Below are 22,343 nucleotides of genomic sequence, written 5' to 3'. Positions count from 1 at the left end.
GAACAAATGTTAAAGAACCTCCATCTTTTTATCAGATCTGTACTTATTGCGATAATAGACAGTTTTTATCCGCTGTTCAAACGTTTTATGCCTTTGCAAACCTTTAGATATGCGGCTTGCGGAGGCGGAAATCAGGTTTTGAATATATTCATCTATTTTATTTCGTATAATTTTATACTAAAAAAAGAAATTATCCACTTACCTTTTATAGCTATAAGCCCACATATTGCAGCATGGCTGATAGCATTTATGATTACCACTCCTATCGGTTTTTATTTAAGCTTTGCTGTAGTATTCAATGGTTCCTATTTAAAAAAGAGAATCCAGTTATTCAGGTATTTTGCTGTGGTAATGATCTGTATTTTGTTAAACTACATGTTCATGAAGCTTTTTGTTGAACATTTGCATTGGTATCCAACCATATCTTTTATTATTACAAATGTATTGGTTACAGCTTTCAGCTATCTAAGCCAAAGGAATTTTTCTTTTAGACAGAAAAAACCATAGACTAAAAAGGAAAGATTCAGAATTTCTTGATACTTGACACTTAATATTTAGAGATAACTTTTCATAAAGTAGAAAAACACATATCCCAAAACGAGGAAGAATACAAGAAAAATAGCAATTACTTTCAGCAGTTTCTTTTCATCAGATTTCATAACGCAAATATAGAATTATAAAAATTCAAAAAACAGGTTGTAAACGATATCAAATAATCATATCCAACTGTTTCTCCAAATCTAAATCGGCAGGTATTTTAAGCCCATAATCCGGTAATTCCAGCACCTTCAATTGCGATTCAAGTAAAATTGGATTAAAGAAATGATTCTTTCTGCTTTCCAAACGCTGTTTTAGTAATAAGTTATCTGCTACTATAAAGATCCATTTTATCTCGACTTCATTATATCCGCTTAAAATGCTACGATACTTCTCTTTCAATGCAGAGCAGGCTAAAACTGCTCCCCCCTGTTTATCCCATGTTAACAGGTTATCATGCAAAGTTAGCAGCCACGGAAACCGATCCTCATCAGTTAATGCCTGCCCACTTTTCATTTTTTCAATGTTAGAATGCGGATGAAAATCATCCGCATCATAAAAAGACAAGCCTAAACGCTTTGCTAACAATTTCCCTAAAGTAGTCTTCCCCGATCCGGATACACCGGCTATGATATAGAGCATTTATTCCCTTATTTTTTAATAAAGCAAGATACTTTATTACGTCATTTTGTAATACATTTTTTTAAATACCTTATTGGATTATTAAAATATTATATTTTACTTTGCAATTCAAAGTTCTTTTCAAATGCAAGAAAAAGATATTTATTCAGAGCTTAGTTCTATCAGGAACTTAATGGAGCGTTCCTCCAAATTCATTTCATTAAGTGGGTTATCTGGTATAATGGCTGGTGTTTATGCCTTAATTGGTGCTTTCCTCGGATATAAAATTGTTTATGTCCCGCATTCAGCTCTGGAATACAGAAATCATTACGTCAACGATCCTAAAGTATTAGGTCAACTATTTTTAGTTGCCTTTGCAGTCCTTATACTTTCGTTGGCTACCGGAGTTTGGCTTACCATCAGACAGGTTCGAAAAAAAGGTGAAAATTTCTGGAATCCCGTAAGCAAACGCCTATTAACAAGTCTGGCCATTCCCCTATTTACAGGCGGACTGTTTATTTTAATATTAATTTATCGTGGGGACTATAGTATAATAGCTTCCGCTTGCCTTTTATTTTATGGACTGGCTTTAATATCAGGAAGCAATTATACTTTCTCTGATGTGAAATGGTTAGGGTTCTGTGAAATTGCACTGGGTTTACTTTCGGCTTTATTTCCCGGTTACGGTATCATTTTTTGGACAATAGGTTTTGGCATCCTGCATATTATATATGGTTCTATGATGCATTTTAAATACAACAAGTGAAGATTTCGTTAGAACAATTTGATAAAGCTTTTGAAAACCGTTTGAGGTTACAGGTTATGAGCGTTCTGGTTGCCAATGAGTATTATGATTTCAATGCTCTGAAAGAACTGCTAAACGCTACAGACGGTAATCTTGCATCCCATCTTAAAGCACTGGAAAAGGAAGAATATATTATTGTTACCAAAAGTTTTATAGGCCGCAAGCCTAACACCCAATATGCGGCATCTGCTAAAGGCAGGGAGGCATTTAAAAAACATCTGGAAGCTTTGGAAAATTTAATCAAACAACAAAAAAACAATATTTAACCAACTAAATTTTTTTAATCACTTACTTTGAAAAACAAAGTACTTTTAAAAACTAAAACATGCTAACAGAAAACAATTATTCAAAAACAGCGCATTGGTTCAGAGAATCAATGCTGGTTAAGCTTTGCTTTATCGGATTCCTTACGCTCCTGCTGCTGATTCCTTCCACCTGGGTGCAAAGTCTTATCAGTGAAAGACAGCTTAGACAAAATGAAGTAGTTGATGAAATATCAGACAAATGGTCGGGTAAACAATTAGTAGAAGGTCCGGTATTAATTTTACCATATTTAAATACAATTGCAGAAAAAAATGATAAAGGCATAATAACGTACAAAGAAGAGTTACAGAATATATACATTCTGCCAGAAGAACTTAACATAAATAGCAATGTAGACCCAGAAACCCTATATCGGGGAATTTTTGAGGCCGTAGTATATAACTCGAAAATAAATGTGAATGGGAGATTTAGTCCATTAGAATTAAAAAAATCTGGTATAAAGCCCGAACTCATTTTATGGGACAAGGTAAAAGTAGCTATTGGACTAACTGATTTAAAAGGTTTAAAAAATAATCCGAGTATAAATCTAGCAGGAAAAAGCTACGAAGTTGAGCCTGACCTCACCGATGTGAAATTATTTCGTAATAATTTAATCGCTCTTTTGGATTTAAGTGCTGATAAGAACACAGCTATTCCGTTTAACTTCAACCTGGACATTCGGGGCAGCAGTGAGCTGAATTTTCTTCATGTCGGGAAAACCACATTAGTTAAAATGAATGGGACCTGGGGAAATCCCAGCTTTACGGGACGTTACCTACCGGAAGAAAGAAATATTACAGAATCTGACTTTAAGGCTGTCTGGAAAATACCTTACTTCAATCGTTCTTATCCGCAGCAATGGGTAGAAAAAGATGCATCATTGGTAACAAAACCCAACCAGACATATAACGAAACCGATAATAATGACACTACTTTCGGAGTGAAATTTATTGTGCCGGTAGATCAATATCAGAAAACCATGAGATCGGCCAAGTACGCTATGCTCATCATTCTTCTCACTTTTATATCTCTGTTTTTCACTGAATTGTTAAACAAAAGAAAAATTCATTTATTACAATATGCTTTAATAGGGGCAGCTATGATCATTTATTATACGTTACTGTTATCTTTTAGTGAGCAAATAGGTTTTAATATTGCTTACTTAATTGCTTCTTTAGCTACTATTGTTCTGATTGTACTTTTCCTCTTGGGTTTGTTAAAAAGCAAAAAGCCAGCTCTGGTATTCGGAATGATACTGTCTATATTCTACAGCTTCATTTTTGTGATTATTCAACTGCAGGACTTTTCCCTGATCTTCGGAAGTGTAGGTTTGTTTATCATCATTGCAACCATGATGTATCTTTCTACAAAACTTAATTGGGAAACTAAAACGGCATCGGAACCTTCTTAAAAATTATAAATATGTTCAAGTTCAGTAGAATAAACCTTGCAATAGCCATTTTGTTATTTTTAATAGAAGTATTTATTGCTCTTTTTATAAATGATAATATCATCAGACCCTATATTGGAGACGTATTGGTAGTCATATTACTCTATTATATGGCAAAAAGCTTTTTCGATTTTCCTCCTGTAAAAACAGCAATTGCTGTGCTTCTATTTGCTTACTGCATAGAAACGCTTCAATATTTCAATATAGTGAGATTATTGGGATTATCGCATTCAAAAATTGCCAATATTATCATCGGCACCCATTTTTCATGGATAGACATATTAGCTTATACAGTAGGAACAGCAATTATCCTAACTGTCGAAAACTTTAAACGGACCAAAAATACCAGGATGACTATGAATTAAATTTAAAAAAATAGATATGTCCTTATCGCTTATAAACAAGCGTTCTTTATAATACGAATTTTATAAAGACCTTATTCGGGTATTACAGGGAATATTATGTAGGATAAATCGTTATAATTCCCTGTAATATCCTTATAATTAACACTTTCAAATACCACCTTAAATGTAAAATGGTGTTTATCACCATCCATTATATCCACTAACCACTAACCGAAGTAAATTCTTGATTATTCAGGATTATTTCCGGTATAAAACCAGTAATAATTGCATAAAGTCAGGTATTTAAACAACCTGGAATGGCATATTCTATGAAAGTTTATGCTTAGAAGTTTGTATAAATTAAATGCTTGGAGATTATGAGAAAGTGGGTAACACAGTTTCAGCTAACGGAATATACAACCGGCGAAATAAAAACGTATATGGGCGAATATATAGAAGCCCCCAGCTTTAATCTTGCTCAGCAGTACTGCAATAGACATAAACCCTATTTAAAAGTAATAGGCGAACTTATTGCGGAAATAGATTTGGAAACCGGGAACAGAACAGACTATGACAAAGTTAATTTAAATTAGGCTGAAGAACGCTTCACTACTACAAGAACAAGCCGATATTGCAATTCCTTAACATATTGATAATATGTATACTCTCCGTGGTTTTACTTGCTACCGATAAAAGCCATAAATATTGAGTTGAATCAAACCAAACATTCCTTCTCCTTCCCTTGATCTTCACGCTAACTGATTCTTTATAAATCCAAATATTATCTATAATAAATCCAATTAGAGTCCATGTTTTAGTTAAAAAACATGGACTTTATATGCTTTGATATTAAGTAAATATTTATAAAAAGCAGTATCAGCTAAGGTGAATTAAGGGATAAATTGTATATATTAGGTTTATTATTAACCAATTAGACCAACATGGCAATAATAGACAGCAGAGGAAGGCTTCACGGGAAAGTCGGCAATGTGGTTTACCGTACCGTGGGCGATATGAGCATAGTACAGGCCAAACCTGCCAGGGTAAGGCAAACGCTCTCTACCAAAGAAAGTGCACTGGAATTCGGACTGGTAAGTAATTGCGGGCGCATCCTGCGGAACTTATACTCATCGTTTGCCTGTCACAGCGATGGCAGACTGCTTAACCGTATGAATGTAGCGCTGCTGAAGAGCCTGAAGGATACCGAAAAGCCACGTGGCGAACGGGATCTGCATGACGGCAACCCGCAACATTTAAAGGGATTACAGTTCAATATCAATTCACCGCTGACTGAAGCGCTTGCCGTTCGGCCGGTATGTTCCATGGTGGATGGAGGGATCATGGTACAGATACCTGCTCTTAATGTATCTGAAGATCTGCTACTGCCTAAATATACCAAGAATGCCGTCCTTCGCCTGATGGTGGCTGCCATAAGTTTCAGGGAAGGTTTTTACGAATACCTGGACTATAAGGATATCCCTTTGCAGTATGGAAAGGTTATAACGGAACAGGAATGGTTATCTGATGTTGCGCTGCCTGCGGGAAGCATCGTTCTGGTGAGCGCTTCGCTGCACTGTTTCGGGATGAAAGGTATTGACGGGGAGCCGCTGAGCCTGAACGGCAAGGAATACAGCCCGGCGGAGATTATAGGAGCTTACAGGATAGATGATGAGGTTAAAGTGGAGGTTGAGGCCAAGGTTAGGGGTGGGACAGCCGATCAGACAGTACCAGAGAAGGCTTTTCCTAACCGCCATCGCTTGACCAATTACCGCGGGGAAGAGATATTGAAGGAGATAGCGAGAAAACGTAAGCGGGACAAAAAGTACCAGGAACGCCTTGCTCGGGAGAAGATCTGGACAAGCGAAGAAGAAACCGTTGTGGATGGAATGAAGCTGCCTGCAATGGGAAAAGTGTTTTATAAGAAGGAATAGACTGGAAGGGACTTTTTTCTGATTTTTTTGCTTTTTATTTTGTCCAGTAATCTATCGGCAGAGATAGATTTCATTTAATATTCATTACTTTTGGATGTAAGTTCATTTGACAGAACTTTTTTCCAATTAGTCAATACATAACAATGGTCGAGAGTGGTAATAGATAAGAGAAACTGGGTGAAGTTTTATTCAATTTCAAACTCTTTAGGGTATTTAACGGTACCGGTCACATTTTTCAATGAATTCTCGGTTAGTTCTATAGCGATACAGTTAGCTTCAGGAACTTCAAAAGGTAGCTTTATTCCAAACTCTTTGGTGAGCTTATACCCAAATTTAGGATAGTAGTTCTCATGTCCTAATACTACCACAGAACCAAAACCTAGTTCTTTCGCTTTATCATGTGCATACCTGATCAGTTTTGTACCAATTCCTTTCCCCTGAAACTCTGGTAAAACAGCAACTGGAGCCATAGCAAGTGAAACATGCATATTACTGCCGGCATCAATGATGTTAATTTTTGTAAGCAAAATATAACCGACAATTTGACTATCCTCCTCTGCAACCAGTGATAATTCAGGTATAAAAGCATCAGAACTCCTCAACCTTTCAACTAAGTACTGTTCTTTATGGTCACTTAATTCTTCATTTCTAAAGGCATTTTGTACCAGTTTAAAAACTACTCTGAAATCTCCCTTTTTCTCCTTTCTTATTTTTAGCGCCATAATATGTTAAAGGTATAAAAAACTGTTTACAGAGACTCATCAGTTCGTCTCTCGCAGATATGCATAAAATCTATCCTTAGGGTATTCGGAAAAAAGATATAAGCTCAGGTTAGTAAGGCTTAGCTCGGTACGTTAGCTCTAAGACTTGAACCAGATAGCCTAAAAAATTTCACAATATAAATTTTAAAAGACTCCCATTTTTTGCTCTCTCTTTTCACTGACTATTGATTGCAAATGGAGCGAAATATCAATGGGATGAGGATTTATTTTACAATGTTAATTAAGAAAGGATAACCGAATAATTGGGAAAGCAACTGAGAAATCTTTAAATTGGGTGTTTTTCGTACAGAATCAAGTTGGCAGCACCAACTCGGCATTAACATTATAAATTATGAAAGTATTCGGATCATTGCTGTTTATCTTTTTTATTGGATTGGGAATAGCCAATGCCCAAACAGACAAAAGCTACTTTTTAGACCTACCCTCAACCAATCAGGATACTACTTTTGAAAAGGTACTGCATCTACTTCTTTCGAGCGATTATTTTGTCGTTTCTGCGGATAAAAGTTCGGGGCTTATACAATGTAAAATCGTTATGGATGACAGTAAGGTATTCACAAAGTTAGAAGTAGATATTCTCGAATACAATCTGCTGACACGAAACAACCAAGATAAAGGTATACGAATATATATACAAGCCAACCTTAAACAAACAATCCGTTCTGTAGGAGTAAATAGCAACAGGGGATACACCGATGACAATGGCGTAGCTAAAAAGCCGAAATATTATGAACCTTTGATAGCATTCCTTAAATCCAATTTAATTTAACATGAGGGTAAATAAAGATTATAAAATCAACCACAAAAACCTTATTTACAACACATTAAATACAAAACTATTATTTAAACCTTCTAATAGGAACACTTAAATTGTTAATAAAAACAGAAGACTGCGGTCATCAAACGGTAATGACACTGAATTAAGGGTAGTATCACATATTTCGGACGGATTCTTTCGTTTTTAATTTAAAAGAGGATTTAAGTCATCGGCCGGAATACTTAAACGAAAAGTAGTATCTAATTTTTAAAAGCCTAAGTCTCCTTTCTCTAATCTTAGATTGTTTATTTTACCATGATTGGGATTTATCACTATACTCATCTGAATCTGAGAAGTTTTTCACAAGACTTATATCGCCATTAATATCGATATTTTTATAACTCCAAACAATTCTCGCTTTACTGCCTACAACAATATTATAGTTTCCGTCTTCCACTCCGCTTATACTTACAACTCCATTAACATCTGCTTTGCCTGAATAATCAGGTCTAGTATAATCTTGATCCCCTTCAAATATTACCATGCCCATTCTATTTCTTGCGGACATAATCATAGCTTTTCCTTTTTGTTTATATAAATAAACACCTGCATCAACATCAGGCAGATAGTTCGAACCAGTTTTAGATTTATATAATAACCTTATCTCTACCGATGAAGTTTTATTTTCTTTTTTACAACCAAAAAAAAGAACTAACAACACAATTGTTAAAAAGTAAATTGATTTTATCATAACTAATTGTTTTTTTGAAGTTCCAGTGCAACTTCGAACTTAAGGTAAGCCTGTCTTGTACAGAGATATAAAGGCCAAAGTCTTCTCTTACTCTAATCTTTCGTTCAAAGACTTGAGCCAGTGAGTTTAAGCACAACAATACTTACAGTAACCATTATTTTTTTTGTAAAGTATTTGTAAAGTCAAAACAGCATAGTTCGACAGAAATTCCTGTCAAACTTAATGCTAATATTTTCAGCAAACAAATATTTGTAAATCTTAAAAGGCTTAAAATGAAGTGTAGAGCCATAAAAAAAGCCCTTAGCTAATCGCTAAAGGCTTTAATTTTTGGGGTAAGCAATGGGGCTCGAACCCACGACCCTCAGAACCACAATCTGATGCTCTAACCAACTGAGCTATGCCTACCGTGTTTTGTGAGGACAAAAGTATAACAAAAAAGCAGATTAAGCAACTTTTAACGCTTTTTTTTAGATTTTTCAATTAATTATCTGATTATAAGACTGAAAATTTTTTATCATTAAGATTTTAATGGCAATGCTTACCTTAGTCGCATGATTGAATTGTTCACAGACGGCGCTGCGAGTGGGAATCCTGGTCCGGGAGGATACGGAGTTATACTTCGTTCCGGACCTCATTATAAAGAAATTTCGGACGGTTTTAGATTAACAACCAACAATAGAATGGAGCTTCTTGCTGTGTGCATTGGTCTTGAGGCTATAAAAAAGCCAGGGCAAAATGTTACCATTTACTCCGATTCCAAATATGTAATAGATGCAATAGACAAAAAATGGGTATTTGGCTGGGTAAAAAAAGGATTCGAAGGAAAGAAAAATAAAGATTTATGGCTTAGGCTTTTAAACTCCTACCGCTTGCATCACATCAAATTGGTTTGGGTAAAGGGTCATGCCGGACATCCTGAAAACGAACGCTGCGATCAGCTAGCGGTACAGGCAAGCAAAGGAAGTAATTTAAAAATAGACAGTGTTTTCGAAATGGAAAATAAAAAAAGCAGCCTGATATAGGCTGCTTTTTGTTAGACAGCCACGCTAGCTTCTGTATCTGCAACTGGCGAATATTCACGCATCATCTCTTCGGCTTTCAGAACCATATTTTTAGAACCTATAAAAATACATGAACGCTGATGTACTTTGTTTACTTCAATATCCAGAATACGTTTTACTCCATTTGTCGCTAAACCTCCTGCCTGCTCTATGATAAATGCCAAAGGGTTGCATTCATACACCAATCTTAATTTTCCCTGGGGATTGGCCGCTGTTGTTGGATAGATAAATATCCCTCCTCTGATCAAATTTCTGTGCAAATCTGCAACCATAGAGCCTATATATCTGGAAGTATAAGGGCGGTTGGTTTCTTTATCATGAACCTGACAATATTTAATGTATTTTTTTACACCTTCAGGAAAATGCGTATAGTAACCTTCGTTAATACTGTAAATTGTACCATCTTCGGGTATCCTCATATTTGGATGGGAAAGACAGAATTCTCCAATAGATGGATCTAATGTAAATCCGTTTACTCCTTTACCCGTGGTATAAACCAGCATAGTTGATGATCCGTAAACAATATAACCCGCAGCTACCTGCTCGGTTCCTTTTTGTAATACATCACTTTCGTTAGGTTCTTCGCTTACGTCGGTCTTTCTTCTGTAAATCGAAAAGGTTGTTCCCACCGCAACGTTTACTTCTATATTGGAAGAACCGTCTAAAGGGTCAATTGCTACAATATATTTTCCGTTTTTAGAAAATTTAGAATTCAACAATACAACTTCCTCATTCTCTTCGGATGCTACCAGGCAGCACTCTCCCCCACTTTCCAATGCGGAAATAAACTGCTCATTTGCATAGATATCTAATTTCTTTTGCGATTCGCCCTGAACGTTTACCGTTCCTGCTTCTCCCAAAATATCTACCAAACCTGCCTTATTAATTTCTCGGTTTACAATTTTAGCGGCAATTCCTATATCTCTCAATAACCTGGAAAGCTCTCCTTTTGCATATGGGAAGTCTGCTTGTTTCTCTATAATGAACTGCCCTAGTGTTTTTACTACTGTCATATACCTTAGTGTACTTTATACATTATCTATCTATCAATTCCACGACCTCCAATGTATGAATTTTTTTTTCTGAAATGCAAAATCTAATTAAAGTTCTTTGCTTATGCCAGCCTTGTTTACCAGCAGCACCAGGGTTGATATGCAAGCATTGTATTTTCTGATCATAAATTACTTTTAAAATATGCGAGTGTCCGCAAATAAACAAATCAGGAGACTTAGTGTATATATCAGGCTTCACTTTTGAACTATACCTATCAGGATATCCGCCGATATGCGTCATCCAAACGTCTACTTCTTCACATTTAAACCGTAAATGTTCAGGATACATTGCTCTGATATCTTTGCCATCAATATTACCATACACTCCTCTCAGCGGTTTAAAAGAGGCAAATTGTTCGGCCAATTCCAATGTTCCAAAATCTCCAGCATGCCAGATCTCATCACGGTCTTCAAAATACTTAAAAATCTTATCGTCGAGATATCCGTGAGTATCTGACAATAATCCTATTTTCTTCATACTTTTAGTTCTTTTTGTTCACTAGTCATTGGTTATTTAATAAAAGCTCAACTCCATTTTCCAAAAAGGGCATTCCTGACGTAATAGACTACTGAAACATGTATTATTTAACTCAATATTAGGCGATTCACCAATTTTTCAAGCGGCAATTATATCTCACGTATCAAATCTAAAATCTCGCATCTAATCAAAAAATGGTAAAAAAGTCTTTTAAAGCGGCTCGATATTCCATAGAATGTTCCTTTTCTCTGGAATAAATTACAAAATCGGAGTTCTTACAGATCTGTGCCTGCTCTTTTGATAATCTTATAATTTGTCTGAAAGCTTCTTTGTCGACAAAAGACTTAATATTAATAACCTCGGATATGGATAAATGATAATCTGAAGCCAGTTGCTGAATAGCCTGTGAAACATCCAGAGGTATAATTAACTGAATAGAACCTCTGACTTCTAAATGGGTTGCTGCAACACGAAGTAAGTCGAGAAAAAAACTAATATCGGTATGCCTGGCCAGATTCTTCATCTCGGAATCTGCTTTAAGCGCATTTAAAAAAAATGGAGGATTGCTAACAATTACATCATATTTCTTTAATGGATTCATCTCGAAAAATTCAACAAAGGAATGGTGATAACATTTTAAACGAGCATGAAAAAGCGAATTTTCAAAGTTTTTAGTCGCCGTATCAACCGCCCGATAATCTATATCCAAGGCATCTATTTTAGCATTTTTATTTCTTTGCGCCAACATCAGGGCAATCACACCAGTTCCCGTTCCTATGTCGCAAATATGCTTGGCGTTACTCACATTAGCCAAAGCTCCCAAAAGCACTCCATCTGTATTAATCTTCATCGGGCAACTTTCCTGGCTCACCACAAACTCTTTAAAACGAAATATCGACATGACACAAATCTAACTATTATTCATTCTAAACAGCTGTAAAAAGAATTGGTGTGCTATTTCTTTAAAAAAGATCAGGAACCTATTAATTTATAAAGCGAAAGCACTTATACATATTCCTCAAGGCTTTATTCACAGTTTCTCTGGTATCAGTACTTCATCTGAAAATTGAAATCAAATTGTATTTTAAATGGAGGTCGCGTTATCAAGTAAATTTTAGAAGGTTCTAAGGATTAAATTTCAAAATTAAAAATGTGACAGAGCTTATTTTATGATAATTACTATAATTAGCAGAAAGGTTTGTATTTTTGACATTGATAAAATACTCCGATTGTTATTATGATTAAAAGAAACAAAGTTAGAGACTTACTAAAGTCAACAGAATTTGGGAAAGAGGTAATTGTTATGGGATGGGTAAAAACCTTCAGAAATAATCAGTTCATTGCATTAAATGACGGTTCGACATTATCCAATCTTCAAGTTGTTGTTGACTTCGAAAATACATCGGGTGATATTCTAAAAAAAATAACTACAGGTGCTGCTGTTAAAGCTATTGGTACTTTGGTAGAATCTGTAGGTAAGGGCCAAACTGTTGAGGTAAAAGCAAATACTGTAGAGATTTTAGGTGAGAGTGATGCGGAAAAATATCCTTTACAACCTAAAAAACACAGTCTGGAATTCTTACGTGAAAAAGCACACTTACGTTTTAGAACAACAACTTTCAATGCTGTTTTCAAAGTTAGACATGCGCTGGCTTTTGCTATACATAAATTTTTTAACGAAAGAGGTTTTACCTATTTACATACGCCTATTATTACAGCATCTGATGCAGAAGGTGCAGGAGAAATGTTTAGAGTAACAACGCTTGAGCTTGGAAATCCACCAAGAGATGAGCAGGGAAACATCAATTTTAAAGAGGACTTCTTTGGAAGATCAACTAACTTAACTGTTTCCGGACAGCTTGAAGGTGAGCTTGGCGCAATGGCCTTAGGTGAAATATATACTTTCGGACCAACTTTCAGAGCTGAAAATTCTAACACGACGAGACATCTTGCTGAGTTTTGGATGATTGAACCTGAGGTTGCTTTTGCTGATCTGGAAGACAATATGGATTTAGCGGAAGATATGCTGAAGTATGTTATTAAATATGCTCTTGATAATTGCGCTGAAGAGATTGAATTCCTAAACACCAGGCTACTGGACGAAGAAAAGAACAAAGCTCAGAAAGATAGAAGCGAACTTTCTTTAATTGAAAAGCTTAATTTCTGTTTAGATAACGACTTCGAAAGAATAACTTATACAGAAGCTATAGAAATCTTAAAGAGATCTAAACCTAATCAGAAAAAACAGTTTAATTACCTGATTGATGAGTGGGGTGCTGATTTACAAAGTGAGCATGAGCGTTATCTGGTTGAAAAACACTTTAAGAAACCCGTTATCCTGACTAACTATCCGGCGGAGATTAAATCGTTCTACATGAGACAAGATGATAATTGTGCCGAAGGCAAACAAACAGTTTCTGCTATGGATATACTCTTCCCGGGAATTGGAGAAATTGTTGGAGGTTCGCAACGTGAAGAGAGACTGGAAAGACTGGAAGCCCGAATGGATGAAATAGGTATTCCAAAAGACGAACTTTACTGGTACTTGGATACACGCAGATTTGGTACAGCTCCGCATGCGGGATTTGGACTAGGCTTCGAAAGACTGGTAGTTTTTGTTACCGGGATGACTAACATCAGAGATGTTATTCCTTTCCCAAGATATCCTAAGAACGCTGAGTTCTAAAATAATATAAAAGAAAAAGGAGAGAATCTATAGAATCTCTCCTTTTTTTGTATATAAAGATTTAAATGAAATTTTCCTAAACCACTTTTGCAAGAGTAACTTTCCCTAAATTTCTTAAAGCCGCAATCTCTTCTTTTAAAGCAGCTAAAAGTTCGAAATCATATCTTCTGGTAGTAAAATCAATCAAGCTGGCTTCTCTATGTGATTGTGTTTCTTTGTATTGTTTCAAATCTGCCTTAAGCAATTTCAATAATTCGCTGTCAAATTTGTTAATAATTTCAAGTTCTGATTGGGACAAGATGTTCTTCATAGTTTTATCAGTTTTAGTTACCAAATTTGTTACATTTAAGGATATAACTAATATTGTGCCAAAAATTTTATCAGGGGAACCAGCAAACCTTTGGCTTTTTTATTAGTTATAAGAAAAACGTAGCTTAGCATCGGCTATTGATCTAAAAAATCGTCTTATCATTAAAACTGTTAACTATGCTATTGCGTATTTACGAGGAAAATCCGAATGAAAAACAAGTCCAGCAAGTTGTTGATATTTTAAAAAAAGGAGGAATTATCATCTATCCTACTGATACCATTTACGGTATGGGCTGTGATATCACGAATCAAAAGGCCATTGAAAAAATAGCTCAACTAAAGGGGATAAAACCTGAAAAAGCAAATTTTTCTTTTGTTTGTCACGACCTTAGCCATATATCCCAATATGTAAAACCTTTAGATAATTCTACCTTCAGATTGTTGAAGAAAGCGCTACCGGGAGCATTTACTTTTATATTCGAGGCAAACAGTAATGTTCCTAAATTGCTTGCCAGCAAAAAGAAAACCGTTGGTATCAGGGTTCCGGATAATAATATCGCTAGAGAAATAGTACGTATGCTGGGAAATCCGATCCTTTCAACTTCTATCAGAGATGATGACGAAATTATCGAATATTCAACTGATCCTGAATTGATTTACGAGAAATACAAAGATCTGGTAGATGTGGTTGTTGATGGTGGTTATGGTAACAATGTTGCTTCTACCGTTGTTGATTGCACAGAAGGAGATTTTGAAATTGTAAGACAGGGCCTCGGAAATTTAGAAGAATACCTTTAAAAATTTGGATATTTTGTATCTTGCGAAATGTCCAAATTAATCAATCTGTCAGCTTTCCGGAATTTTTTCAAGTCTCAATCTGCGGGCGGAATTATACTTATTTGTTGTGTTATTTTATCATTAGCCATTGCCAATTCTCCGCTGGGAAAACCTTTTGAAAATCTGTTGGAAACAGAAATCGGCTACCATTCTGATAATCTGCATTTAAAGTATCCGATATTACTTTGGATAAATGATGGTTTAATGGCTATTTTCTTTCTGTTGGTTGGACTGGAAATAAAACGGGAATTGGTGGAAGGAGAATTATCCTCTGTTAAGAAGGCTCTTTTACCCATTTTTGCTGCAATAGGCGGAATGCTGATTCCGGCTGGTATATACACAATTTTTAATAGCCAGACCGATGCTTCACACGGCTGGGGTATTCCAATGGCTACTGATATTGCTTTTGCTATCGCAATTCTTTCAGTCTTGGGAAACCGCGTTCCTTTGGCTCTTAAAGTTTTCCTGACGGCTTTAGCTATTGTAGATGATCTAGGCGCTATAATTGTAGTTGCTGTGTTTTACACCTCCGAGTTACATACCCATTACCTTCCTTATATAGCTGGATTAATACTTGTTCTGGGTATTTTAAATTATTTTAATGTAAAAAAGGTCTATCTGTATCTGATTCCGGGAGCTTTTCTTTGGTACTTTGTTCATTCCTTTGGGGTACATGCGACAATTGCCGGAGTTGTAACGGCTTTTTTCTTACCTACTACTCCCGATGCTACAGAGTCTCCTTTGGAAAAACTGGAACATCTCTTATCTAAACCGGTAAATTTTCTTATAATGCCTTTGTTTGCTTTCGCAAATACCAACATTAAGTTTGAGCCTATCATGCTGGAAGGCGTATTTGAAGGACTTAGCTTAGGAATTATTTTAGGATTGTTTCTGGGGAAACCAATTGGGATTACCCTATTATCTTACATTGCTGTAAAACTAAATATCTGTTCTCTGCCTAATGGAACCTCATGGAAACAGATTTATGCATTGGGTATTTTGGGTGGAATTGGCTTTACGATGTCTATTTTCATTGCTTTGTTATCATTTAAAAATCCCGAATATCAGACGCAAGCCAAATTTTCTATTTTGATTGCCTCCTGTATATCAGGTTTGGTAGGTTTTCTGGTTCTTAAAAATTTATCAACTGATAAGACTAAAACAAGTTAAAATTTGGATTTATAGACGTTCTCTAGCGAGTTAGAATGCATAATGGCTGCTTTTCTTACTCATAAATAGGTAACTTACCTCAGAATATTTGTCCTGCTTATTTTATTTATTCTATTGAAAGTATTCACAATAAAAGCGTATTCATGTTTTTCTTCAATTGAATTTTTTATATTTAGGAATGTAACATCTAAAAAAACGAATTATGGGTAAATTTGTAATTTCGAAAAGGAAAAACGGAGAGTTCCAATTCAATTTAAAAGCAAGCAATGGACAAGTAATTCTCGTTAGCGAAGGATATACTACCAAATCAAATTGTGAGAATGGAATAGAATCTGTAAGGACGAATTCTCAAACAGATTCCAGATTTGAAAGAAAAACATCTACAAATGGGAAATTTTATTTTAATCTAAAAGCTAGTAACGGACAAATTATCGGCAGTAGCGAAATGTACGAAAGTGAAGCTTCCAGAGAAAATGGAATTAAATCTGTAGCTACAAATGCTAAAGACGCGGAGATAGACGATCAATCGGCTTAATTATCTGATCCCATAAACAAGAAGCCATATCTGCCTTAAGTGTTGATATGGCTTTTTAATTTTTAATATTTAGCAAGTTTTGGGTTTTATTAAAAGAAACAGAACTGCAATTTTGTATTGATGAAAATAAAGGAAACGCAAAATATATTGAATTATAACAGAATTGCAAAAGCAATTGAATTTATAAAGGCGAACTTTAAACAACAGCCAAGTCTTGAGGATATTGCTTCACATATAAATTTAAGTCCGTTTCATTTTCAACGACTTTTTAAAGAATGGGCCGGAACCAGCCCTAAAAAGTTTTTGCAATACATTAATATTCAATACGCCAAACAGTTATTAGGTGGGCAAAAGAATATAAGTCTGTTCGATACGGCCTTTGAAACCGGGCTTTCCGGTACTGGGAGGCTTCATGATCTATTTGTGAATATTGAAGGTATGACACCTGCTGAATATAAAAATGGTGGAGAAAATCTAAATATTAACTATTCTTTTGAAGAGAGTCCTTTTGGTAATCTGATTATCGCTTCTACTTTAAAAGGGGTGTGCTACATGGCTTTTTATACAGATGAGGAAGAGGCTTTTACGGCTCTGAAAAACAAATTTCCCGCAGCGGGATATCAGAAGAAAACTGATCAGTTTCAGGAAAATGCGTTGGCTATATTCAAAAATGACTGGACTGATTTACAAGAAATTAAGCTGCATTTAAAGGGAACCGATTTTCAGCTGAAGGTATGGGAAACATTGTTACAGGTTCCGAATGGCAGCTTAACTACCTACAACCAAATTGCAAAGAAAATTGGAAATGCAAATGCATCCCGGGCGGTAGGGACCGCGATAGGTTCAAACCCCATTGCTTTTGTTATTCCTTGTCACCGCGTTATACAAACATCAGGAATAATAGGTGGATATATGTGGGGCAATACCAGAAAAACTGCTATAATAGGCTGGGAAGCTTCTAAAAAATATGGAGATCATGAATTTATTTGAAGAAACTTCATCTGAAAAAAATCTTTTGCCTTATGATGGTGAGGTCTACTATTACGGAAAAATAATGGGGAACCAACAGGCAAATCTATACTTAAAAACACTTTTAGAAACGATTGACTGGAAACACGATGAGGCCATTATTTTTGGTAAACACATTACTACCAAACGCATGGTTGCCTGGTATGGTGATGAACCTTATGAATACATGTATTCGAAAATTACCAAAAAAGCTTTACCCTGGACAGCCCCTCTCCTTGAATTGAAACGTCTAACGGAATCAGAAACAGGAGAAACATTTAACTCCTGCCTGCTTAATCTTTATCACAATGGAGATGAGGGCATGAGCTGGCACAGCGATGCTGAAAGAGATTTAAAAAAAGATGGTGCCATTGCTTCTTTAAGCTTTGGAGCGGAGAGAAAATTTTCTTTCAAACATAAACAGACGAAAGAGACAATATCCACATTCTTAGAAAACGGCAGTCTTTTACTTATGAAAGGCACCACACAAAGCAACTGGCTCCATCGGCTTCCCCCAACAAAAAAAGTAGTGACTCCGAGAGTTAACCTTACTTTCAGGACAATTGTATAATAAAAAAGCGCTCTTAAAAAGAGCGCTTTAACATCAAACAAAAAACACATTAAAGTTGAATGATTTAGGCCAATTTCATTTTCAGCAGTTTTGTCTCCAACTCCAGCAATTCATCCATCATTCTCTTCTTATAAATATCCGTTTGATTATGAATAGCAGGGATTAATGATTTATAATAATCAATCCCATTTTCTAATTGTTGCTGAAACTTAGAAAAATACTTTACCTTTTTGTCGTTTAAATCTTTGAGACTATTACTAATATCCTTTTTCAGGTAGTCTACATAAAGACTTAATTCGTTAATAAAAATATTAGATCTATTGGAACCGCTTAGTAAATTCACTTTACCATAGATATGCTTAACCATTTCTTCTAAGGTGAATTCTCCTGAGAAATAAGCGATATTCGGTCCCGGACATATGGCTACTGCCTTATTTTCTTTGGGCTTTAACATATCATTTTTTATGTAAGCGGAAGTCACCAGACCTTCACACAGACAGATTTTTTCTGTTACCTGTTGAAATTCCCGTTGGTACTCCTCTTCTGACAAGTCTGATTCTTTCAGAGACTTTATTTTTAAGTTTTGATATTCCCTTGAAGCAGTGCATATTGGTTCCTCTGTAAACTCGGTATTTGATACAAGGTATTTCTTTGTACAAGGACTTCCAGGTCTCCCCTTTTCTATTCTTTCCTGACGTAGTTTTTCTACAGAGCTTAGTCTGAAATTGTTAAAAGGCACTCCTAATGGAGAAGATCCGCTGATATAAAAATCGTTCCTGTCGGCACAGATCAGATCTTTTAATGTTTGTTCATCAACATTTGTCGCCTCTGGCACTAATAGAAACGGACTCCCCCATCCTGTTGCATCTAGCTGATAATGCTCTAACAGGAAATTATCTTCTTCTGCAGTACCAATTCCTCCCTGAACGCTGATTTTAGACATAGGCCTCGACTCTATTTTTATATTTTTTTCTTCAAGCGCCTTCTCATAAATAGCAAAAAGCTCCTGCAGCATGCTATCTTTCTTTTGCTTAAATTCTTCCAGGATGGGGCCCAGTAAATAGCCTTCAGTTGCAAACGCGTGGCCTCCACAATTTAGTCCGGACTCTATTCTAAATTCCGAAATCCATAGCCCTTTTTTTGCCAGCATTTTACCCTGGATAAGAGCCGATCTGAAATCACTTACTTTCAAAATGACCCGTTTTCTGATATTTCCAACCAAATCGGGGTAGAAATCCCTAAAGTTTTCGATATAAGCATACAAACGCTGATTCATTCCCGCGGATAATACAACAGAAGAATTTAGCTTACTTAACGCAAAGCCTTTTAACGCTTCTAAAGCATCAGAATTAACTTCTTCTCCGCTCTTATTAAAGTTTAATTTGTCCACTTTGGCCATAATATTTACATCTATAGCGCCTTTTTGCATGCTTTCTTTCAGCCTTAACTGTAATCGATGTTTCAATACCAGGTCTTTCTCTTTCATCATATCGATATATGCCTGCTTTAAAGAAGACCGATCCGGCAGTAGATTGAAATAATGATTGATGTCTTTTCCGTTTTCAAAGTTTTCAGCTTTTAGGTTTTCGAACTGTTCATTTACAAAATCATCCATCATATTAAGATATTCCGTAATTCTTTTTGAACGGAAATCGGGTTCTTTTAAACTGATTTCCTGATAAACCTTACCATTTTTTTCTAAATGATATTTTCTCATTCGCTCGACCAATTGATCATCTACAATTGATGCTACAGAAGAAATTCCGTACTTAGCAACTTTAAGTGGCGTATCAACAGAAAATGCTAAACCTAAAACGGGGATATGGAAAGTATGTGACATAATCATTAAACTATGACACAAATAAATCGGAAATCATGAAAATAAAATATGATCAAGATCACTTAAACATGTAATTTTGGTAAATAATAGAGATATTCGCATTTATTTTAGCCATTCATGATGGATCAGATTTCTTTACTTAACGCAATCATCGACACCGCAATAGATGGAATTATCACTATAGACTCCAACGGAATTGTCGAATCGATTAATCCTTCGGCTTGCAGTTTATTCAGATATACACCCTCTGAAGTAATAGGCAATAATATCAGCATGCTAATGCCTGAACCTGACCGGTCCAGACATGACGGCTATCTTCATCGTTATCAAAAGACTGGAGAGCCACATATTATCGGAATAGGCCGTGAAGTAAAAGGGCTTAGAAAAGATGGCTCTCTCTTCCCTTTCCGGCTTGCTGTGAGTGAGGTTCAATTTCATGGAAGGATAATTTATACAGGCTTTATTCATGACCTAAGCAGAGAAAAAGACGCTGAACAACAGCTAAAAAAATATACCAACAGATTAGAGCATTTGGTTGAAGAAAGAACTTTAACGCTTCAGTCTTTAATTAAACAGTTACAACACGCTAAAGAAGAAGTTAGCAATTCACTGGAAAAAGAAAAAGAGCTTAATCAGTTAAAAAGCAGGTTTGTTTCGATGGCTTCGCATGAGTTCAGAACTCCTTTAAGTGCGATACAACTGTCTGCTTCTTTAATCGAGAAATACAACTCCCAATATGGAAATGACAGTATTAGCAAACATGTTAGCAAGATTAAATCTAACGTTGGAAATTTAACAAATATTTTAAACGATTTCCTTTCGCTGGAAAGGCTGGAGGCCGGAAAAATTGAGACTCAAATAAGTACTTTCGATATTGTAAAATTTGCTGAAGAAATTACTGAAGAAATGCAAATGGTTGCAAAACAGAACCAAAATATCATTTATCAGCATACGGGTACAAAAAGCAAAATCACGACAGATCTCAACCTTCTTAAAAACTGTATCGTCAATTTAATCGGAAATGCGATAAAATACTCTGGAGAAAATACTTTTATCGAATTTAATACCGAAATGCTTAATAAAAAATGTATTATTATGATAAAGGACAATGGAATAGGTATTCCTGCAACGGAGCAGAAACATTTGTTTGAAGCTTTTTTTAGAGCGCACAATACTGGTAGCATTCCCGGTACGGGCTTAGGTCTGAATATTGTTGACAGATATGTACAATTGATGAATGGCACAATCTCTTTTGAAAGTGCAGAAAATAAAGGAACAACATTTACTATCACGCTAAACCACCATGAAGAATAAAATACTTATCATAGAAGATAATCTGGATATCAGAGAAGGCACAGCAGAAATACTGGAACTTGCCGGTTATGAAGTATTGACAGCTCCAAACGGAAAAGCAGGGGTTGAAATGGCACAAAATAATCTTCCGGATTTAATTATCTGCGATATTATGATGCCTGAATTGGATGGTTATGGTGTTTTATACCTTTTAGGAAAAAATCCGGACACAGCATCTATTCCATTTATATTCCTGACAGCTAAGGCTGAAAGGATTGACCTTAGAAAAGGTATGGAAATGGGTGCTGATGACTATTTAACAAAGCCGTTTGATGATATCGAACTATTAAATGCCATTGAAAGCCGATTAAAGAAAAGAAAACAGCAAAAAGACTTCTATTCAAAAGGGTTACAATCTTTAGAAGATTTTGCTAAAAAGAATAACCAGCAAAAAGAACTGACAGAGTTAATTTCGCATAAAAAAATAAGGAACATTAAGAAAGGCCAGGTTATTTATTATGATGGAGACAACTCTCAGGGTGTATACCTTGTGCTGAGTGGCAGTGTTAAAATAGTAAAATTAAGTAAAGATGGCAGGGAACTTTTAATAGATATTCACCATGCGGATGAATACTTTGGAATTTATGACGCTTTGATTGGCCGATCGCATTCAGAAACTGCCGAAGCACTTGAGAACAGTTCTATTTGCTTGTTAGATAAGGACCAGGTTAATGAAATGATCAATAAGCATCCCATGATAGCCATGCAGTTCATTCATCTTTTAGCGGAAACATTGAAGGAAAAAGACGAGCAACTGGTGCAATTGGCTTATCATTCTGTAAGAAAGAGATTGGCCGAAACGCTTTTGCGGATAAACGATATCCATCAGCAAAGTAATGTATTTAAAATATCCAGAGATGATCTGGCAGGGATGGCCGGCATGGCAACAGAAACAGTAAGCCGCACTTTAAGTGATTTTAAAGAAGAGAAGCTTATAGAAAAGAAAGGTTCAGAAATCAACCTCCTAAACATAGAAAAACTGAAAAATCTAAAAAATTAACGGTACCTGTGTACCGTTTTTTTTATTTCTTCGAAGACATAAGCCAAAGCCTTTCCTTATATACCTAACTTGTGCTTATCTTACTCTTGAATTATTCTTGATAGCACTAAAAAATATTGTATAACTGCACAAAACTCCTCAATCGCCCACCTTATTCTCAAA

Annotated in this window: 25 protein-coding genes and 1 tRNA gene; 17 read left to right on the top strand and 9 right to left on the bottom strand. The window is 35.6% G+C overall.

The window, feature by feature from the left end; genetic code table 11:
- The first annotated feature begins 6 nt into the window (after positions 1 to 6).
- Positions 7 to 507, top strand: a complete 501-nt coding sequence (locus PEDSA_RS02035; RefSeq protein WP_013631486.1) for a GtrA family protein — start codon at positions 7 to 9, stop codon at positions 505 to 507.
- A gap of 201 nt (positions 508 to 708) precedes the next feature.
- On the opposite strand, the gene PEDSA_RS02030 is transcribed toward PEDSA_RS02035, so the two are convergent.
- Positions 709 to 1,179, bottom strand: coding sequence for a gluconokinase (locus PEDSA_RS02030; protein WP_013631485.1), 471 nt, complete (start codon positions 1,177 to 1,179; stop codon positions 709 to 711).
- Between the two features lie 124 nt (positions 1,180 to 1,303).
- Between PEDSA_RS02030 and PEDSA_RS02025 the strand changes: the two genes are divergently transcribed.
- From PEDSA_RS02025 to PEDSA_RS02000, 6 genes are all read left to right on the top strand, one after another.
- A complete protein-coding gene (locus tag PEDSA_RS02025) occupies positions 1,304 to 1,924 on the top strand; it encodes a hypothetical protein (protein WP_013631484.1) in 621 nt (206 codons plus the stop codon).
- Positions 1,921 to 2,229 carry a winged helix-turn-helix domain-containing protein gene (locus PEDSA_RS02020; RefSeq protein WP_013631483.1) on the top strand — a complete coding sequence of 103 codons (309 nt, stop codon included), beginning with the start codon at positions 1,921 to 1,923 and terminating at the stop codon, positions 2,227 to 2,229. The genes PEDSA_RS02025 and PEDSA_RS02020 overlap by 4 nt, the downstream gene beginning before the upstream one ends.
- Before the next feature lie 59 nt (positions 2,230 to 2,288).
- Positions 2,289 to 3,677: a cell envelope integrity protein CreD gene (creD, locus tag PEDSA_RS02015; protein ID WP_013631482.1), complete on the top strand. Its 1,389-nt coding sequence runs from the start codon at positions 2,289 to 2,291 to the stop codon at positions 3,675 to 3,677.
- Between the two features lie 11 nt (positions 3,678 to 3,688).
- Entirely contained in the window at positions 3,689 to 4,081 is a 393-nt protein-coding gene (locus tag PEDSA_RS02010) for a ribosomal maturation YjgA family protein (protein ID WP_013631481.1), read from the top strand.
- A gap of 356 nt (positions 4,082 to 4,437) precedes the next feature.
- Entirely contained in the window at positions 4,438 to 4,653 is a 216-nt protein-coding gene (locus PEDSA_RS02005; RefSeq protein ID WP_013631480.1) for a hypothetical protein, read from the top strand.
- Between the two features lie 576 nt (positions 4,654 to 5,229).
- On the top strand, positions 5,230 to 5,991 hold the full coding sequence (locus PEDSA_RS02000; RefSeq protein ID WP_245546809.1) for a hypothetical protein: 762 nt from the start codon (positions 5,230 to 5,232) through the stop codon (positions 5,989 to 5,991).
- A gap of 185 nt (positions 5,992 to 6,176) precedes the next feature.
- On the opposite strand, the gene PEDSA_RS01995 is transcribed toward PEDSA_RS02000, so the two are convergent.
- Positions 6,177 to 6,713 carry a GNAT family N-acetyltransferase gene (locus tag PEDSA_RS01995; protein ID WP_013631478.1) on the bottom strand — a complete coding sequence of 179 codons (537 nt, stop codon included), beginning with the start codon at positions 6,711 to 6,713 and terminating at the stop codon, positions 6,177 to 6,179.
- Positions 6,714 to 7,104: 391 nt separating this feature from the next.
- Between PEDSA_RS01995 and PEDSA_RS01990 the strand changes: the two genes are divergently transcribed.
- Positions 7,105 to 7,542, top strand: coding sequence for a hypothetical protein (locus tag PEDSA_RS01990; RefSeq protein WP_013631477.1), 438 nt, complete (start codon positions 7,105 to 7,107; stop codon positions 7,540 to 7,542).
- A 298-nt stretch (positions 7,543 to 7,840) separates the two neighbouring features.
- Here PEDSA_RS01990 and PEDSA_RS01985 read toward each other — a convergent pair whose 3' ends face one another.
- Both PEDSA_RS01985 and PEDSA_RS01980 read right to left on the bottom strand, forming a co-directional pair.
- Positions 7,841 to 8,281, bottom strand: a complete 441-nt coding sequence (locus PEDSA_RS01985) for a hypothetical protein (protein ID WP_013631476.1) — start codon at positions 8,279 to 8,281, stop codon at positions 7,841 to 7,843.
- Positions 8,282 to 8,609: 328 nt separating this feature from the next.
- A tRNA-His gene (locus PEDSA_RS01980) sits at positions 8,610 to 8,686 on the bottom strand.
- A gap of 146 nt (positions 8,687 to 8,832) precedes the next feature.
- Between PEDSA_RS01980 and rnhA the strand changes: the two genes are divergently transcribed.
- The gene (rnhA, locus tag PEDSA_RS01975) at positions 8,833 to 9,303 is read left to right on the top strand and encodes a ribonuclease HI (protein WP_013631475.1); all 471 of its coding nucleotides are present in this window, start codon (positions 8,833 to 8,835) and stop codon (positions 9,301 to 9,303) included.
- A gap of 11 nt (positions 9,304 to 9,314) precedes the next feature.
- On the opposite strand, the gene fbp is transcribed toward rnhA, so the two are convergent.
- The 3 genes from fbp to PEDSA_RS01960 all read right to left on the bottom strand — a co-directional run bounded on the left by fbp (position 9,315) and on the right by PEDSA_RS01960 (position 11,722).
- Entirely contained in the window at positions 9,315 to 10,355 is a 1,041-nt protein-coding gene (gene fbp / locus PEDSA_RS01970) for a class 1 fructose-bisphosphatase (protein ID WP_013631474.1), read from the bottom strand.
- Positions 10,356 to 10,377: 22 nt separating this feature from the next.
- A complete protein-coding gene (locus PEDSA_RS01965) occupies positions 10,378 to 10,872 on the bottom strand; it encodes a metallophosphoesterase family protein (protein WP_013631473.1) in 495 nt (164 codons plus the stop codon).
- A gap of 187 nt (positions 10,873 to 11,059) precedes the next feature.
- Positions 11,060 to 11,722 (bottom strand): tRNA1(Val) (adenine(37)-N6)-methyltransferase, encoded by a 663-nt coding sequence (locus PEDSA_RS01960; RefSeq protein ID WP_245546807.1) that lies wholly within the window; start codon positions 11,720 to 11,722, stop codon positions 11,060 to 11,062.
- A 387-nt stretch (positions 11,723 to 12,109) separates the two neighbouring features.
- On the opposite strand from PEDSA_RS01960, the gene asnS reads away from it, so the two are divergent.
- The gene (gene asnS, locus PEDSA_RS01955) at positions 12,110 to 13,558 is read left to right on the top strand and encodes an asparagine--tRNA ligase (protein ID WP_013631471.1); all 1,449 of its coding nucleotides are present in this window, start codon (positions 12,110 to 12,112) and stop codon (positions 13,556 to 13,558) included.
- A 76-nt stretch (positions 13,559 to 13,634) separates the two neighbouring features.
- Here the strand turns inward: asnS and PEDSA_RS01950 are convergent, their stop codons facing one another.
- Positions 13,635 to 13,868, bottom strand: coding sequence for a hypothetical protein (locus PEDSA_RS01950; protein WP_041536936.1), 234 nt, complete (start codon positions 13,866 to 13,868; stop codon positions 13,635 to 13,637).
- A gap of 176 nt (positions 13,869 to 14,044) precedes the next feature.
- Between PEDSA_RS01950 and PEDSA_RS01945 the strand changes: the two genes are divergently transcribed.
- The 5 genes from PEDSA_RS01945 to PEDSA_RS01925 all read left to right on the top strand — a co-directional run bounded on the left by PEDSA_RS01945 (position 14,045) and on the right by PEDSA_RS01925 (position 17,988).
- Positions 14,045 to 14,665 (top strand): L-threonylcarbamoyladenylate synthase, encoded by a 621-nt coding sequence (locus tag PEDSA_RS01945; RefSeq protein ID WP_013631469.1) that lies wholly within the window; start codon positions 14,045 to 14,047, stop codon positions 14,663 to 14,665.
- A gap of 27 nt (positions 14,666 to 14,692) precedes the next feature.
- The gene (gene nhaA, locus PEDSA_RS01940; protein ID WP_013631468.1) at positions 14,693 to 15,874 is read left to right on the top strand and encodes a Na+/H+ antiporter NhaA; all 1,182 of its coding nucleotides are present in this window, start codon (positions 14,693 to 14,695) and stop codon (positions 15,872 to 15,874) included.
- 202 nt (positions 15,875 to 16,076) lie between these two features.
- Positions 16,077 to 16,409: a YegP family protein gene (locus tag PEDSA_RS01935; protein ID WP_013631467.1), complete on the top strand. Its 333-nt coding sequence runs from the start codon at positions 16,077 to 16,079 to the stop codon at positions 16,407 to 16,409.
- 120 nt (positions 16,410 to 16,529) lie between these two features.
- Positions 16,530 to 17,399, top strand: coding sequence for a methylated-DNA--[protein]-cysteine S-methyltransferase (locus tag PEDSA_RS01930; protein ID WP_013631466.1), 870 nt, complete (start codon positions 16,530 to 16,532; stop codon positions 17,397 to 17,399).
- On the top strand, positions 17,386 to 17,988 hold the full coding sequence (locus PEDSA_RS01925; RefSeq protein ID WP_013631465.1) for an alpha-ketoglutarate-dependent dioxygenase AlkB family protein: 603 nt from the start codon (positions 17,386 to 17,388) through the stop codon (positions 17,986 to 17,988). The genes PEDSA_RS01930 and PEDSA_RS01925 overlap by 14 nt, the downstream gene beginning before the upstream one ends.
- Before the next feature lie 64 nt (positions 17,989 to 18,052).
- On the opposite strand, the gene PEDSA_RS01920 is transcribed toward PEDSA_RS01925, so the two are convergent.
- Positions 18,053 to 19,828 (bottom strand): hypothetical protein, encoded by a 1,776-nt coding sequence (locus PEDSA_RS01920; protein ID WP_013631464.1) that lies wholly within the window; start codon positions 19,826 to 19,828, stop codon positions 18,053 to 18,055.
- Positions 19,829 to 19,948: 120 nt separating this feature from the next.
- Here PEDSA_RS01920 and PEDSA_RS01915 point away from each other — a divergent pair, with 120 nt between their 5' ends.
- Positions 19,949 to 21,142 (top strand): PAS domain-containing sensor histidine kinase, encoded by a 1,194-nt coding sequence (locus tag PEDSA_RS01915; RefSeq protein ID WP_041537211.1) that lies wholly within the window; start codon positions 19,949 to 19,951, stop codon positions 21,140 to 21,142.
- The gene (locus tag PEDSA_RS01910; protein ID WP_013631462.1) at positions 21,132 to 22,181 is read left to right on the top strand and encodes a response regulator; all 1,050 of its coding nucleotides are present in this window, start codon (positions 21,132 to 21,134) and stop codon (positions 22,179 to 22,181) included. The genes PEDSA_RS01915 and PEDSA_RS01910 overlap by 11 nt, the downstream gene beginning before the upstream one ends.
- The last annotated feature ends 162 nt before the right edge of the window (positions 22,182 to 22,343 follow it).

It is taken from the genome of Pseudopedobacter saltans DSM 12145, assembly GCF_000190735.1.
Taxonomy (GTDB): domain Bacteria; phylum Bacteroidota; class Bacteroidia; order Sphingobacteriales; family Sphingobacteriaceae; genus Pseudopedobacter; species Pseudopedobacter saltans.
The sequence above is the reverse complement of the archived record's forward strand: the minus strand, read 5'-3'. Positions and strand labels throughout refer to the sequence as shown.